11 protein-coding genes and 1 pseudogene are annotated in these 16,834 nt (G+C 42.1%); 5 read left to right on the top strand and 7 right to left on the bottom strand.

Annotated elements, in window-relative coordinates; all coding sequences use genetic code 11:
- Positions 1-199: 199 nt before the first annotated feature.
- Positions 200-1,135, bottom strand: a complete 936-nt coding sequence (locus V7K32_RS01940; protein WP_334989826.1) for a COX15/CtaA family protein — start codon at positions 1,133-1,135, stop codon at positions 200-202.
- 522 nt (positions 1,136-1,657) lie between these two features.
- On the opposite strand from V7K32_RS01940, the gene V7K32_RS01945 reads away from it, so the two are divergent.
- The 5 genes from V7K32_RS01945 to V7K32_RS01965 all read left to right on the top strand — a co-directional run bounded on the left by V7K32_RS01945 (position 1,658) and on the right by V7K32_RS01965 (position 8,494).
- Positions 1,658-2,740, top strand: coding sequence for a cytochrome c oxidase subunit II (locus V7K32_RS01945; RefSeq protein ID WP_334989828.1), 1,083 nt, complete (start codon positions 1,658-1,660; stop codon positions 2,738-2,740).
- 67 nt (positions 2,741-2,807) lie between these two features.
- Positions 2,808-4,544, top strand: a complete 1,737-nt coding sequence (gene ctaD, locus V7K32_RS01950; RefSeq protein ID WP_334989830.1) for a cytochrome c oxidase subunit I — start codon at positions 2,808-2,810, stop codon at positions 4,542-4,544.
- 121 nt (positions 4,545-4,665) lie between these two features.
- Positions 4,666-5,292, top strand: coding sequence for a cytochrome c oxidase subunit 3 (locus V7K32_RS01955; RefSeq protein WP_334989832.1), 627 nt, complete (start codon positions 4,666-4,668; stop codon positions 5,290-5,292).
- A 711-nt stretch (positions 5,293-6,003) separates the two neighbouring features.
- The gene (locus V7K32_RS01960) at positions 6,004-7,263 is read left to right on the top strand and encodes a serine/threonine-protein kinase (RefSeq protein WP_334989834.1); all 1,260 of its coding nucleotides are present in this window, start codon (positions 6,004-6,006) and stop codon (positions 7,261-7,263) included.
- Positions 7,264-7,420: 157 nt separating this feature from the next.
- Entirely contained in the window at positions 7,421-8,494 is a 1,074-nt protein-coding gene (locus V7K32_RS01965; protein WP_334989836.1) for a PstS family phosphate ABC transporter substrate-binding protein, read from the top strand.
- 150 nt (positions 8,495-8,644) lie between these two features.
- Here the strand turns inward: V7K32_RS01965 and V7K32_RS01970 are convergent, their stop codons facing one another.
- The 6 genes and pseudogenes from V7K32_RS01970 to hisD form a co-directional block, all read right to left on the bottom strand.
- Positions 8,645-8,980 carry a XisI protein gene (locus V7K32_RS01970; RefSeq protein WP_334989838.1) on the bottom strand — a complete coding sequence of 112 codons (336 nt, stop codon included), beginning with the start codon at positions 8,978-8,980 and terminating at the stop codon, positions 8,645-8,647.
- Positions 8,968-9,383: pseudogene (locus V7K32_RS01975) on the bottom strand (XisH family protein). Before V7K32_RS01975 ends, V7K32_RS01970 begins: the two are co-directional and overlap by 13 nt.
- Before the next feature lie 177 nt (positions 9,384-9,560).
- A complete protein-coding gene (locus tag V7K32_RS01980; protein WP_334989840.1) occupies positions 9,561-11,345 on the bottom strand; it encodes a tetratricopeptide repeat protein in 1,785 nt (594 codons plus the stop codon).
- Positions 11,335-12,627 (bottom strand): ATP-binding protein, encoded by a 1,293-nt coding sequence (locus V7K32_RS01985; protein WP_334989842.1) that lies wholly within the window; start codon positions 12,625-12,627, stop codon positions 11,335-11,337. The genes V7K32_RS01980 and V7K32_RS01985 overlap by 11 nt, the downstream gene beginning before the upstream one ends.
- Positions 12,628-13,901: 1,274 nt before the next feature.
- A complete protein-coding gene (locus V7K32_RS01990) occupies positions 13,902-14,327 on the bottom strand; it encodes a universal stress protein (protein WP_334989844.1) in 426 nt (141 codons plus the stop codon).
- A gap of 691 nt (positions 14,328-15,018) precedes the next feature.
- Positions 15,019-16,320: a histidinol dehydrogenase gene (hisD, locus tag V7K32_RS01995; RefSeq protein WP_334989846.1), complete on the bottom strand. Its 1,302-nt coding sequence runs from the start codon at positions 16,318-16,320 to the stop codon at positions 15,019-15,021.
- Between the last annotated feature and the right edge of the window lie 514 nt (positions 16,321-16,834).

A 16,834-nucleotide genomic window follows, 5' to 3' on the forward strand; every position in this document is an offset into this window, starting at 1 on the left:
CCGCTCAAGCTGGCTCTTTCAGGCAAACGAAAACACAGATTTTCTGCACCTCTGTGAGTCGCATCATCAATGCTGAGTTAGGAGTTAGGAGTTAGGAGTTAGGAGTTAGGAGTTAGGAATTAGGAATTAGGAATTAGGAATTCTTCCCCTGCTTCCCCTGCTTCCCCTGCTTCCCCTGCTTCCCCTGCTTCCCCATTCCCTACTCAGCAATCAGCACTCGTGAATCAGCACTCACTGAGTCACGCAGTGCGAGAACTGTGAAAACTACCAAAGTAGCCAGCAAAGTAGCTCCTATAGCTTGGTGAGAGACGGTGAGAGGCTCAACTTGGAGGTGTAATTTGAAGGTGGCGAATCCCAACAAGATTTGTAAGATCAACAATCCACCAGCCATATTTGCCAGTCGCCGCAGGGCTGGATGTAGTGCTGGTGTCCGCCAACAGATAAATACCATTGCCAAGGTTGCCAATGTTGGCGGCACCAAACCAGCAATATGGCTGTACATTACAGTACAAAGTTGAGAACCGCCGAGACATTGGTGTAGCGCCCAGCGAGAGCCTACTAAAGCTCCTAGCAGACTTTGCAGGTAAACCAGAACAGCAGCGGTTAAACCGACCCAAGGCAACTTACCAACGGTTCCAGTCCCCTGATAGGGAGTAAGTGCTGTGCCGATAATCAGGAGGGTGGTAAAAAACAACAGCGCCGTTCCTAAATGAGCGGTAACGATATCAAACCGCAACAGTTCGGTGACGGTGAGTCCCCCCAAGATGCCTTGGAAGACAATTAAAAACAGGGCGAATGTGGATGCCCAAGGAAGCCATTTGGGTAAGAAACGACGATGCCACCAGGACAAACCGAAGAGTGCGATCGCGCTTACACCAATTAAAGCTGCATCTAATCTGTGAAACCACTCCAAAAACACTTGGAGATTCATTTGCTTGGCTGGCACCAGTTCGCCATAGCATAAAGGCCAGTCTGGGCAAGCAAGCCCAGCATTCATCACACGGGTGGCGCTGCCTATTGCCATCAAAATTAAGGTGGCTATGCATATTTTCCACACCAAGCGACGAATCATTTCCTTGGGCTTTTGCTGCTGAAGCGCCGCTTCATTTTGTTGTTGTAGGACAAATTCGCTCATGAATGATACTTTCTGCCCGTTCTTGGTGGCTCTCTTAAAATTTTCAATTTTTCTTTTACTGTCTCATCTCCACCCTAGCGTATAGGCTAAGGGTTTATAGATTAGCACTCACTTATACTTTGAATCACTCCAGAAAGGTTTTGCCTGAAGCTTTAGGTATTTTTCAAGATGTGAAAAATTGATTAATCACAATTCATTTAAACATTCTAAATTTTTCCTTAAATTTTTCCACTGATTTTAGGAGAAGGCAGGAGGAAATAATTATGAATGAAAACTTTAGTTTTGGGTATAAAATCCAGTGCTTCAATCCCATACTTTTAAATGCATCTGGGTTACTCCTACCCCCTGCCCCCAGCAAGAACTGCCCCCTGCTTCCCAATAGTCACCTTGTACCCAAAATTAGTAAAATAGTTAAAAAAATTAATAAAAATTTCAGACCTTTGTCCCCTATGCCTTCCAGCCTAGACTACCTTAGTAAGTGGGCAGCTTTAAGATAACTTAGTAAATTCAATTAAGTAAGCCGTGAAGATTCCAAGTTCAATCTGGACATTACTCATTGGCATCGTGCTAACGTTAGCCAGCCTTTGGTACGGTCAAAATCACGGTCTGTTGCCAACAGCAGCCACGGATGAAGCCGTCTTGGTGGATGGTCTGTTTAACGCGATGATGGTTGTTTCTACAGGTATATTCCTATTAGTAGAAGGTGTTTTAATTTACTCTGCATTTAAATACCGACGGCGTGTAGGTGATAATGAAGACGGACCACCAGTTGAGGGCAACGTACCTCTAGAAATTCTCTGGACGGCGATCCCAGCAATTATCGTTTTTGGCATTTCTGTTTACAGCTTTGATGTTTACAACGAAATCGGTGGCTTTGATCCTCACGCTATCCATCAAGCGCCGATGAATCAGGAGTCAATGGCAATGCCTCGAAGTGCGATGGCCGCAACTTTAAGCGATACTCCTCTTAGCGCCGAACCCAACCTCAATCAAGAAAAATCTGATGAGGCGATGCAAGACCCAGCTACCGCAGCAGTTCGTAATGCTGACCAAATTCCCCAACTGCGGAATGCCCCAGGTGTCGGTAGTGTTGCTCCGACAATTGGGGGAACTCCTGATAAAGCAGGTAAACCAGCAGGATTACAGGTCAACGTCACTGGTTTACAATATGCCTGGATTTTCACCTATCCTGAAACTGGTATAACTACAGGTGAAATGCACGTCCCCATCGGGCGGGAAGTGGAAATCAATATGACAGCCAATGATGTCATCCACGCCTTCTGGGTGCCAGAGTTCCGCCTGAAACAAGATGCGATCCCTGGTAGGCAAAGCGAGATTCGCTTCACCCCCAAAAAAGCAGGAGATTATACCCTAATCTGTGCTGAACTTTGTGGCCCCTACCACGGTGCAATGAGAGCAACAGTAGTCGTTGAGCCACAAGAAGCCTTTGACAAATGGGTGCAAGAACAGCTAGTTGCCAGCAAAGAAACACTAAATCAAGCCGTTGCTGTCAACCCTGCGAATCTATCCCCAAATGAATTTCTCGCTCCTTACACCAAGGACATGGGAATTAAGCCAGAAATCCTCCATCAAGTTCACCATTAGTCAATATGTTATTTAGTCAAAATCCAATGACTAATGACCAATGACTAATGACCAATGACTAATGACTATGACCCAAGCTCAAGTGCAAGAAACTGCCAACGCCCCTGCTCTTGTTGAGGAGCCAGGGAGCAGAAAATGGCAAGACTACTTTACTTTCAACACCGACCATAAGGTGATTGGGATTCAATACCTAGTCACTACATTCGTTTTTTACTGTATCGGTGGGGTGATGGCTGACTTGGTTCGTACAGAACTGCGAACCCCAGAAGTCGATTTTGTCACCCCTGAAGTCTACAACAGCTTATTTACGCTGCACGCCACGATCATGATTTTCTTGTGGATCGTGCCAGCTGGTGCGGGTTTTGCTAACTTCCTCATTCCCTTGATGATTGGGGCAAAGGATATGGCATTCCCACGCTTGAATGCTGTTGCCTTTTGGATGATTCCCCCTGCGGGTTTATTGCTGATCACTAGTTTAGTGGTAGGCGATGCACCGGATGCGGGTTGGACTTCCTACCCTCCTCTGAGCTTGGTAACAGGTCAAGTAGGTGAGGGAATTTGGATTATGAGCGTCCTCTTACTAGGTACGTCATCGATTCTAGGGGCAATCAATTTCCTTGTCACATTGCTCAAGATGCGTATCCCCGGTATGGGGGTTCACCAAATGCCCTTGTTCTGCTGGGCGATGTTTGCTACCTCGGCACTGACTTTGGTATCTACGCCAGTATTAGCAGCTGGTTTAATCCTGCTTTCCTTTGACTTATTGGCAGGAACGACATTTTTTAACCCGACTGGGGGTGGCGACCCAGTTGTGTATCAGCACATGTTCTGGTTTTACTCCCACCCAGCAGTTTACATCATGATTTTGCCATTTTTTGGGGCAATTTCAGAAATTATCCCGGTGCATTCCCGCAAACCGATTTTTGGCTATAAAGCGATCGCTTATTCCTCTCTTGCTATTAGCTTTTTGGGGCTAATTGTTTGGGCGCACCACATGTTTACCAGTGGTATCCCCGGTTGGTTGCGGATGTTCTTTATGATCACCACTATGATCATTGCCGTACCCACGGGAATTAAAATTTTCAGCTGGTTAGCAACCATGTGGGGTGGAAAAATCCAGCTTAACAGTGCCATGCTGTTCGCCATCGGCTTTGTTGGCACCTTTGTAATCGGTGGTATCAGTGGCGTAATGTTGGCAGCAGTGCCTTTTGATATTCACGTTCACGACACCTATTTTGTGGTAGCCCACTTGCACTACGTGCTGTTTGGTGGTAGTGTTCTCGGCATTTATGCGGCAATTTACCACTGGTTCCCGAAAATGACGGGACGGATGGTAAACGAATTTTGGGGTAAGGTTCACTTTGCCTTAACAATTGTGGGTCTAAATATGACCTTCTTACCAATGCACAAGCTGGGATTAATGGGCATGAACCGCCGCATCGCCCAGTATGACCCCAAATTTACCTTTCTCAACGAAATCTGCACTTATGGCGCTTACATACTAGCAGTTTCGACATTCCCCTTCATCATCAATGCCATTTGGAGTTGGTTATACGGCGAAAAAGCTGGTAATAATCCCTGGAGAGCATTGACCTTAGAGTGGATGACTACATCACCACCTGCGATCGAAAATTTTGATCAAACCCCAGTACTGGCTACAGGACCCTACGACTACGGCTTGGAAAGGGCTGACGAAGGTGTACCTTTGTCTGATCCCAATCCAGTCTTATCTGGTGGGCCAAACTCAGTATTAAGAGCAGAACCCGACCCGGCGGTTGCTGCTAATCCCGAAGACCGTAAATAAAGTTATGAGTTAGCAGTGAAGAGTTATGAGTTATGAATGATGAGTTATGAGAATTTCTAACTCCTAACTCCTAACTCCTAACTCCCATTCCCAATTCCCAATTCCCCACTTATCAAAATTCATGCAAAGTCAAACTATTGACCCAGCTAAAACCGAACTAAATCATCATCACGCCGCAGAAGCAGCAGTTGGTCATCACGAAGAACATCCAGATCATCGTCTGTTTGGGCTAATTGTCTTCCTGATTGCTGAAGGGATGATTTTTATGGGGTTGTTCGGAGCCTATTTGGCTTTCCGTGCTACCTTGCCTGCATGGCCTCCAGCAGGTACCCCAGAGTTAGAACTATTGCTACCTGGAGTCAACACCATCAATCTAATTTCTAGTAGTTTTGTCATGCACAATGCTGACACTGCTATCAAAAAGAACGATGCGCGAGGTGCGCGAATCTGGTTAGCAATTACGGCTGCAATGGGTGCTATCTTCTTGGTGGGTCAAGTATATGAATATACCCATTTAGAATTTGGTTTAACTACCAATTTATTTGCTAGTGCATTTTACGTTTTGACTGGTTTCCACGGATTGCACGTTACTATCGGTGTTTTGGCAATTGTTGCCGTGTTGTGGCGATCGCGCGTTCCGGGTCACTATAGTAACGAAAAGCACTTTGGCATTGAAGCAGCCGAAATCTACTGGCACTTCGTTGACGTAATTTGGATTATTTTATTCGGATTACTGTATCTACTGTAAGTATTAATTATTAGTTGTTCATTCCACGCGGACAACTTAATAGGCCCCCATTAGGGGGCTTTTTTAATTAATAGAATGCTACCGTTGCAGTTAGCTACCCTGAGCTGCGAGTCAAAGGTGGGAAAGGTTGGAAAAGTTGGATGTTTTGTAGAAACTATTGAAGAACTAGTTAATATGCTGTAAGTTGATATGTGAGTAATTGATAACTAACACTTGTTTGCCTCAAAAACCATCAATCAGTATTTACCTCAAGAACTTACCTGTTTTTTCTGTTTTGTCTAACTAAGCTTGATATGAGGAAGCGATCGCGCTTAATAATGACTAAATGGTAACAAAATTCTGGTGGACACTGTAAAAATACTTATGCCTTTAAATGCCACTGTTCCAGGTTTTGTCAGCAATCAGACCCAAAATGTATAAATCCACTGATTCGTGAATGTTGTCGTCTGCCGGCACTTATAACTATTGTGGGCTAGTGTTAAATTTACTTAAGTGATAAGATTATTGAAATATTACAGAAATATATTTTTATATCAAGATGCCATAAAGGGATGAAATAAACCAATCAAGCAGCTAATCATAAAATTGTTCAAAAGCATAGCTCACCTGAGAAGCTGACTGCCTCAAATACCAAGAAATCTAGCGGCAGGTATTCATAACCTCACCCAAGCTCTGAATGGTTAGTAAATTAACAAGAGTAGTATACGCCACATGAGCCAAAACCCTTTATTTAGAAAAAAACTCCGAAGTCGCTTTGAGACAGTGAAACTGCTGGGAGGAGGTGGTAATACTTACTTGTTATCAGGTGGTACACGGAAAAGCCATCAATACTCTCTGGCCAGAAAAACACTTCGGAATCGCTTTGAGATTGTCAAACACTTAGGAAGCGGGGGATCTGGTGATACCTACTTAGCCGTAGACCTAGATTTACCAGGACGACCCCATTGTGTCGTCAAACATTTCCAGCCAAAAGATACTAATCCCGCTGTTCTACCCATTGCTAAAAGCCTATTTGATCGGGAAGCAGAAGTTTTATACCAGCTAGGCAACAACCACGGACAAATTCCTAGACTATTTGCCCATTTTAATGAAGATGGAGATTTCTATTTAGTTCAGGAATTTATTGACGGTCATGCATTGACTCAAGAAATTGTAGCAGGTGAGCCTCTTAGCGAGAATGCAGTCTTAAATTTATTAAAAGAGATCCTGGAAGTGCTGTCCTTCGTCCACGAAAATAACATTATTCACCGGGATATTAAGCCCCAAAATTTAATGCGGCGGCACTTTGATCAGAAGATTGTGCTAATTGACTTTGGGAGTATTAAGAAAATTGGTGCTTTAGGAGCAGGCTTAACAATTTCTGTTGGGACTCCTGGCTATATGCCAAGCGAACAGGCTAAGGGAAAACCAAAACTTTGCAGTGATATCTATGCAGTAGGGATGATTGGCATTCAAGCTTTGACAGGTTTAATCCCTGAGCAACTACAAGAAGATCCCAATAGTGGAGAAGTTCTCTGGCGCGAGCAGGCACAGGTAAGCGACGCTCTGGCAAATATTTTAGATACAATGGTTTGCGATCGCTATAGCCAGCGTTACCAATCTGCCGCAGAAGCTTTGCAAGCACTTAATTCTGATCTGGCGTTGTCAGAGTCATTAGAATCTACTGGCATAAAGCAAGACACTGATAATAGCTATTTTCTAAGTTATAAAAATTTTCTTTTGCTCTTGGGAATAGGGCTTGGTGCGATCACTAGTTTTATAGTACTAGTTTTAATGTATACATTTATTAATACAGGTACATCATCTCCAAACCAACCTACTCAATTAAATAATTTTAGAGAAAAATTGGTTGAGCCACGGTTTACTAATATTAAAGTCAATCCCCAAGGAGCTAAATCAGTAGCTAACACAGGAGTCTATAAAAGCAATTCCACCATTGCCAAGACTACCAAAAATGAAATTAAGCCTTAATACATGAGAAAGACTTAATCATTTACCAGCAATCATAAAACTTGCTATTAACTGGCTTATTCCAGATTTGTTCTTTTAACCTAAATATTTATAGATTCCTGTAGGATAAATAGAATAAACAATATTTAAAGATATGGACAATACAAAATTTAAAGATATGGACAATACAAATTCAAAAAAAGCTTTAATTAACGGTGAAATTGCCCTCTTTCTTAGAGGTTTGATTATTGGTAAAGTGCTGACACTTATGGTGATTGGCGCACTGCTTTGGTGGTTGCTGAAGCCGAATTTCTTCTCTCGCAACAGCGTTAATTCCTCTAATCAAAATATCAATACCCCCTCTAGTACTGGATCAACTTTTCAGACAGTTGCTGATGTCCCCAATGCCTCATTTAACTATGGAGGTAGTACAGCTTGGGCATCTATCCGGCAATTGGTAGATTCTCAGATCCAGAGCGATCGCCCCGAATTACAATTACGCTATGTAAACCCTGTTAATGGTAGCCCTGGTTCTAGCTCCGGCATTCGGATGTTGCTTGATGGGAAACTAGACTTTGCTCAGTCTTCCCGTCCCGTTACAGATGAAGAACAAGCGATGGCAAAAGAGCGAGGCTTTACCCTTGAGCAACGTCAGGTGGGTATGGATGGGATAGCAGTGGTAGTCAACCCATCACTCAATGTACCTGGTTTAACTGTTGACCAATTACAGCAGATTTATTTAGGGAAAATTACTAATTGGAATCAAGTAGGTGGGCCAAACCTAGCCATTACACCTTTGTCTCAACGGCGAGAGGACGCAGATACAGTAATATTTCCTAGCAACAGCACCTTGAAAGGACAAGCATTTGGCTCTAATGTGCAGTATGTCTACTCTACTACAGAGGCATTGCGGCAACTCAGTAAAACTCCTGGTAGTGTCTATTACGCTTCTGCCCGTTCAGTATTACCTCAATGTAGTGTGAAGGCTTTGCCATTGGGTAGCACTTCTGGTCAGCTAATTACCCCCTACCGCAAACCGATGGTGTCATCTGAGCAATGTTTACATCAGCGCAATCAGCTAAATACTCAGGCTATTAAAGATCGCAGCTATCCAATGATTGCTAACTTGTTTGTGATTATTAAGCAGAATAAAGGTCCAGAGCAGCAAATTGGAGATGCTTATGCCAAGCTTTTATTAACTGATGAGGGGCAAAGAGCAATTGAGCAAGCTGGTTTTGTCGCAGTTCGTTAGGAGATTTGATGATGTTAGCGATCGCGCAATAAGTAGTCTTGTATGGTGTGTTAGAGGAAAGTACGGCACTAAAAGCTATGGGAAGCGATGCCTACGGCGGTAAACTACGCACCATTCACTGCTTGTTCAACGAGTTTAAAATATTTACATTCACTCGAGAGCATAAGAAGTAAATTGGCGTTTAAAAGGAGAATGGAACCCAATGACGATATCAGAAGGGGGTACACCTAACTCAACCAATCGTTCAGCAACAGACTCTTCTGTACCGTTATACTGAATCCATATTTTCCCATTTTGAATATCAAAATGCCTAACCGGGCCAAACACCCGCTTATCTCCTTGCCAGCCAACATAAGCTAATTGATAATGGTCGTTTTCGCTATCAATAATTAGTTGTGAATTGACTGTATCTGTGTTATTTATAATTTGTGCATGTTCTGTCAATATTTTTTTTATTAGTTGTCGATAATGTTTTATCTTATCCATTCCCGAATCTCCTCCTGTCTAGGATCATAGACTATTAATTTAACTTGGTAACGTTGAAGGGCACGTTGGACGAAGGGGAGTTGAAAAAAATTTTGATAGGTTTCACTAGGGACAGCTAAAAATAGGATTCTGTCAGCTTCTTGTTCTTCGAGAGCTTGGCAGTAATTGAGATATTGTCCGAGTGCAGTATGAAATTCACTGATATCTGAATCTACAATAAAACTTTTAATTTCGACAGCTATTTTCTCTGTATTACGTTTTGCGGCAATGGCATTTTCAGCCGCTAAATCTATTTGTAGTTTAATTGCTTCACTAATCCGAATTGTAAAAGATCGTGAGTAATTATCCACCCATCTTTAATTAATGCTTTTTTTACCTGTTGATGAAAAACATCTTTAGCCATATTGCTACTCTAAATTAGGTCAGATTAACCTAAAATGATATTGTTACTCTAAGTAAGTAGGCAAGATAAAACCAAACTATGTAACGAAAAGTAAAATCTCTGTATTTGGCTCGTAGTTGCGCCCTCTTGCGCTTTAGCGCAACTACGAGCCAGTGATGATTATTTGCGCCCACTTACTTATGTAATGCGATCGCACTCTCCATTATTCTGCATTACTGCGGCAAGTCTTTCTAGATTTTGGCGAATAGTGACACTACGAATATGATTTACACCCCAGACTCGTTCACAAATATCTAAAGCTTGCAAATAAAGCGGTTCTGCTTCACCGTAACGTCCAGTTTCACGATAAATTTCTGCCAGATTATTGAGGCTTTCGGCAACATTGGGATGATTTTCTCCCAATAGGTGCTTATCAAGTTCTAAGGCTTTTATACATAAGGGTTCTGCTTCATTGTAACGCCCCTGCTCCCTGTACATATAACCAAGAGCATAGATAGTATCTGCTAAAAGCGGATGCGCCTTTTGCAATAAACGTTCCTTAAGTTCCAACGATTCCAAAAACAAAGATTCCGCTTGATCGTAGCGTCCTTGAGCGCGGTATATCAATCCTAAATTGTGCAAATCTGTTGCAACATCGGGATTTTCTTCTCCTAAAAATCGCTTATCTAGCTCTATAGCTTGTTGCGACAACGGTTCAGCTTCAGTGTAACGTCCTTGATGATAATAAAGTAGTGCTAAATTATTCAGTATAAGAGCCAAAGAAAGATTATTTTCGCCAACCAAACGTTTTTCGAGTTCTAATGATTGCAGATACAAAGGTTCAGCTTCATCATAACGTTTTTGTTCATCATATAGTAATGCCAAATTGTTGAGACTGATGGCGACATCAGCATGGTTTTCTCCCCACAGCCGTTTCCTCAGTTCCAAAGCTTGTTGATATAAGATTTCCGCTTTAGTATATTGTCCAGTAGATTTGTAGAGTCCTGCTAAATTATTCAGACTAGTAGCAAAAGAAGGATGATTTTCTCCTAGCAGGCGTTTTCTCAGTTCTAAAGCTTGCTGATATAATGGTTCGGCTTCGCTGTAGTGTCCTGTTGCACGATATATTCCTGCTAAATTGTTGAGGCTATTAGCTAAATCTATCTGCGAACCTGATTCATTTTGTAGCTCAATCGCCTGACGCCAATACTTTATTGCTAGTTCTTGTTCTTCTTGATAATTCTGAGACTCACCCCGTTCTAATCTGCTGCGGTAAATATCACCTAAGCTTGAGTATAAAGTAGCCAAACTGGGGTTTTTAGTTCCCCCTTCCTGTTTTACTTTTTCAATTAACCCTTGCAAATCTTGGATGGGCAAGAAAAAGGAGTTATCTTCATTAGTATCTGTGCTGGCTAATTCTGTGTCTCTAAAAACAAAACGTATATTTTCTAGTTCTTTACCAGGAATAGCATTCGTCTTTTTAGATTCAAACCGAAATACACCATTACGCCAACTCCAAAAATCAGGAGCTTTTTTAATCAAGTTAACTAATATTTGGTTAGTTACCCAAAGTACAATCGCAAACGGAAACTCGCGCAATCCTTCCCTTGTCCACTGTAAGTAACCAAAAAATTTCTCCTGTTCCGATTGCTCTTTTCCCAATCTGAGAAAATAAAGTTGTTCAGCACCCGTGACAGTAATCACCACCTGGTTTTGCTGACGGAGATATTCTTCTTGTTGTATCAGTTGGTTAAGAGCAGCTTTTAGGCTTGGTTCCTGACGTGCTAAAGTTACTCGATATGCACGGAAAGCGGGTTCTAGTTCAGCTTCATATTGGGCAATAATCTCATCACGAAAGCTAGCATCATCACAAACTGCAATCAGTAGATTTAATCCCCGCTTTTGAGCTTCAATAGAAACAATTAAATCATCATACGCATCTTGATTTTCTCCTTCATCATCTAATAATTCCTCATTTAACATTAATTGCTCCCTGCCTTCTCAAGCTTTCGATAATAATTGGATGAACATCGTACCAAGTTTCATCAGTGCGATATTCTAGAACATATAACCCATGTAACAAATCTAAAAACTCTGCTTGTTTGGGGTCATTCGGCATAAATTGTTCATAAACACTCTGCAAAATATCTATGTCAGCCTTTCCTAAACGTATAGAAAAATCATTGCGGATTTTATTGATTGCTTGAAGGAGAATTTTATCATCAATGATAACTTCGGCTGTGGGATTTCGCCGGATCATTCGCAAACATATACGGCAACATTCCTTAGAAATCCGAATTAACTCTCGCAATACGCCACCACTGGAAATCACAATTTTTTCAGCAGTTTCAGCCGCGATTAATTGACTGGGAATCCGCTTTTGTAAAACTTCACCAAGAATCTTTGTTGCTTCCGGGCGAGGTTGGGCATTCGGGAAGCGATTTTTACCTTTATCAAATATTTTTAAAACAGGCATTGCTACAACTTGATCGTTGGTTTCAGTGGCAATTATTGTGCTGATAAATGTTTCCCGAAGGACTGCGATTGGGATAGTGTAGATAATTTGAAAGTTAGGTTGACAAAGAGCTTTAATGTTATCTCGATAAATTTCGTTAACTCTGCCTAAGTCAAGTTTATCTAAATCATCAATAATTACTAAAACGTTTTGTTTAGTTGCAGCTTGAATTAAAGCAGCTATTTCGTTAATTCTGGCAACTAAATCTGATAACTTGCGTTCAAACTCTTGCTTAATTTCATCTCGAACGCTTGCATCAGCTTTTAATTTAGAGCTAATCAATTTTAAGAGGTCAAAACCTATACTAGCTTCTGTTTGCAAATTTGATTCTTCAGTGCGAGTGCGGGTAGCAAACCACTTATAAAGAGCTTCTTTAGTAAATTGGGGAATATCAACTTTGCGTGCTTCTGCTTCTGTCATTAAATTAACTGCGATCGCAAACAGTATATTAATATGATTAACAGCCGACATTTCAATTTTGTCAGCAATAGAAAATAGAACTACAAAATATTTATCTTGAATTTGTCGGCTAAATTCAGCTAACAAAGTAGACTTACCACATCCGCGATGTCCTGTAAAGACAATTTTGCCATCTCCATTAGGACTATCTTCCACTAATTGGTTCAGGTCTGCAATTAAATCATCACCATATTCGACTCGAAATTTTTCCATTTCGTTCCGTTCCATCAACGGAAACAGTTCCAAATTGCTATATGCTTCTTGAAAGGAGTTTAATAAGTCTTGAGACATTGGATAGTGCCGTAAACGTGCTAACTATTCATATAATGGCTCATGATTTTAGAAGCACAAGTTTAGATAATGTCTAGGATAGAGTATGCCTACATAACTTCTCAAATTGCGTTAATAAATAATTACTAAGTGAATGATATGTTATGTCTTAAAAAGAGATATCCTAATCCCCAAATGTCAACCTATAAATAAGTAACAGAGGCCAATAATCGATAAGACTGAATGATAGATTATACATTCGATAATTCAGACTGAATGATAGATTATACAGATAACATCCTGAAAGCTACTTAACACATAAATAAAATAAATTTTTCAGTTATAAAAATAAATTTTTAGTGGACTTCGTCTCATCCCCCTCTAGCCGAAACGGGTACGGTGTACACACAAGTGCTGTCTACATAAATTTCAACTCTTTTACACACATTTTTGTCAGATTTAAACTATCACACTCACCCACATCCCGCCCAGAACTAAAGTTTTTTGGCTTTTAGCTGAAGTTCACGCTTTGTGGACTTCAGCTATGAGACTCAGAATTGATTCCGAGGCAGAATAGAAATGCAGTGCGAGATTATTAATAAAGATATGGCTGCGGTAAGACTTATGCGTATACCCTAGCCTTATAAAGGGGAGAGAACTAGATTTTTTTCTTCTTTCCCCCCAATACATCGGGGGGATTAAGGGGGGTAATTCGACTTGTGTGTACACCGTAGCCCCGAAACGGAAAAAGGCTTTGATTCTTGCTCCCCTTGCTTTACAGGGAAGAGACTGGGGGGTTAGGTTTGAAAGAAAGTTGCACACGGTGCGGCGCTAAAAAGGATTATTTTAATTCCGCCTTGCGGTAATAGTCGCAACCCCACAGATTTATCCGTGGGGTTGTTCTGTTGAGCTAATTAAGCGTTATGCAATACTGCTCGGTTAAGGAAAAATAGGGACTAAAATAAACAAGATTATGTTCTCGTGTGATGAAGAAGTTGGTTTATTTCTCCTTAACCGAGCAGTATTGGAACCCTACCCCCAACCCCCTAAGAGCAAGCTCCTTGCTTGCTCTGATGAACCTCATTTGATCGCGAAAAGCTATAGTGCCATCATCATATTTCAGGTATTCTTCAAAAGTGAGCTTTGGCGTGGTTATAGTCATTAGACATCTCCGACAATGAATGTAGAGACGCTTTCTTCGTAGCGGCACGAAGTGCAATTTCGCGTCTATACAAGGGTTTCAGGTTACGCATATTTAATTTCTGGAGATGTCTATTGCTTCCCCTGACAAATTTTTACCTTGGTTTGACAACTAACACCGAACAATTAGCCTCTTCCACAACTTGACTGCTAACAGAACCCTCGACAATTCGCTTCATCCCCATCAATCCCCGGCTACCAATTATAATCAAGTCAGTTTTATAAATATTGGCAAGGCGAATAATCTCTTCGGCAGGATCGCCAGTTACCAGTTCTAACTCGCTTGGGACTGATAACTTTTCCTGATAAGATTGCAGCTGTTTTTCAACATGAAAATAAGAAAATGTTGGTGACTCTGGCTGAGGACGATCGGCGGGTAGTTCCATCTCTGATTCTGGCGTAAGAAATACATGACAGAGAATAACCTTGGCATCTTTTGACAACGCCAAATTATCTAAAGTCTGAATTACTCGGTCTGAAATTTCCGAACCGTCCAGAGCTACCAAAACACTATTTAGCACCGCTCTCGTCTCCTAATAAGTAGACCCCTTACATAAGTATCTAGCAAAACCGTCGGCAACGACACTAAACCAATTTTTTATTTGCCAATTAGTTTATATGTTTGAGGCTCTGCCATAGGTGAGTTTCATGGTGGCCGATTTTAGCACAATACGCTTGGGTTAAGGATAATTGTAGGTTGGGTTGAACATTCGTGTTACCCAACAAATAGCTGAAAATGTTGGGTTTCGTTGCTCAAACGCGACTTGCTTCTCCCAGGGGGAGACCCTACGCGAACAAGTCGGGAAACCCGCTCAACACAGTGGCTCCCCAACCTACGGAAATTTATTTTTCTGGCTTAACCTAAGCGTATTGCATTATAGGAACTGGTCTGGAGAAGCTTTTCAGGAGTTTCTAGGACAGGAAAACCCTCTCCCAGAAACTACCGTCGGCAATGCCCGACTTGTGGACGTTTAAAGGTCAACTGAAGATCAGGATAGCAAATGGCGTGCGTTAGGGTAGTTTAGCGTAGTTAAATAAGTGAAGAGTTATAACTGATAACTCTTCACTGTTGGCTTCCTTACCCGCCTTAAACTAAAGTTCTTTGCGGGACATGACTTTTACGTTAAGTTGACACGTATGACATCTGTGCTACCCTACAATGGGATTTTTTTAACTAGAAGTCCCTTATAAGAAAAAATTAACCATTCTAAATCACTCTTCTTGCTGAATTCGGCGGCGTACTGAATCAGCATGAGAAGGTAAACCTTCTGCTGTTGCTAGCACATCAATAGCACCAGCCACATTTTGCAGCGCAGTTTGGGAGTATTGAATAATACTAGAGTGTTTGAGGAAAGTTTCCACCCCTAATGCCGAAGCATAGCGGGCAGCACCAGAAGTTGGCAAGGTGTGGTTAGGTCCTGCCAAATAGTCTCCTACAGCTTCTGGTGTGGAGCAACCCAAAAATATTGCCCCAGCGTGGCGAATCTGTGGTAGAAGTGACCAAGGGTCTTTGATTTCTAATTCTAGGTGTTCGGGGGCAAATTCATTTGAGAGTTCTGCTGCTGCTTCGAGCGATTCCACAAGGACAATCAAGCCGTAGTGAGCGATCGCTTTTTCTGTGTCTATTCGCCGTGGGTGATCCACTAGCTGTCTTTCCAAGGCTAATTGCACGTTTTTTGCCAAACCCGCATCCGTTGTTAGCAAAATTGCTGCCGCCATTGGATCGTGTTCGGCTTGGGCTAGCAAGTCAGCAGCTACATGCACCGGATTTGCGGTTTCATCGGCAATCACCAGCACTTCGCTTGGGCCTGCCAAAGAATCAATGCCAACAGTGCCATAGACAAGTTTTTTCGCTAAGGTGACATAAATGTTACCAGGGCCAGTAATCACATTTACTTTCGGAATTGTTTCTGTGCCATAAGCTAAAGCGGCGATCGCTTGTGCGCCCCCAATCCGATAAATTTCTTGCACTCCTGCTTCTTGGGCAGCTACCAAGACTGCTGGGTTAATTGCACCCCCTGGCCCTGGTGGTGTCACCATCACCACATGAGGTACAGCAGCAACATGAGCCGGAATTGCATTCATCAGCACTGTACTGGGATAAGCGGCACGGCCACCAGGCACATACAACCCCGCCCGATCTACGGGGGTGTAGCGTTTGCCCAGCACTACTTCATCGTCGCCAAAGTGTACCCAGCTTTTTGGGACTCGCTGACGATGAAACGCTTCAATTTGGCGGCAAGCTAGCCGAATTGCGCCCAACAACTCTTTTGACACCTGCTGATAGGCTGCATCTAGTTCCGAGCCTGTGACTCGGAGTTCTTCAGCTTTGAGGGTTTGTTTGTCAAATTCGGCTGTGTAATGCAAAACAGCTTTGTCGCCTTGGCGCTTCACTGCTTGCAAAACTTCCCGCACCGTTGCTTCTTTGTGAAGCACCTGTTCGTCATGGGTGCGATCGCAGATCCGTTGTAGTTCTGCTCTAACATCTGCCTGCTGAGTAATGATTCGCAGCATGGAGTAAGGACAATGCCAAAATTATAATATTCATACCTGAGATTTAGTATTGCTCTTGACCCACTGGGGTGTGCAAGCTGACTCTAATTCTCTTCTCTAGCTTAACCTGGATTTTTTTGATACTCTCAAGCTTGCCACCATATTGTTTGCTTGAGAAGGCCACTTAATTGCTCAGTCCAACCAGCCTTAGCAGGCTAGCAGCAGCAAGCAGGCGTGCCATTTCCTGCTACTCTTACGCCCTTATCCTCACTCCTTGCGGGGTGCAGATGGTGTATTTACACATCCAATTCCCCAGATTTACAGGGGGTATAGTCTGAGTATAATTTTATTTTCCTAACTTTTACTAGTTAAAATCTGTACAGAAACGATAATATAGTGTCGTTTCTATACTTTGAAACCCCTGAAATTTAGCTATTTACAGTTCCTTGCCTTTGACAATACACCCGTTTTAGGAACAGATTGATTATATTGGCAATTACATTGCTTAACCAGGTGATGAGTTAGGATGACTATT

It is taken from the genome of Nostoc sp., from assembly GCF_036917635.1.
In the GTDB taxonomy this organism is placed as follows: domain Bacteria; phylum Cyanobacteriota; class Cyanobacteriia; order Cyanobacteriales; family Nostocaceae; genus Nostoc.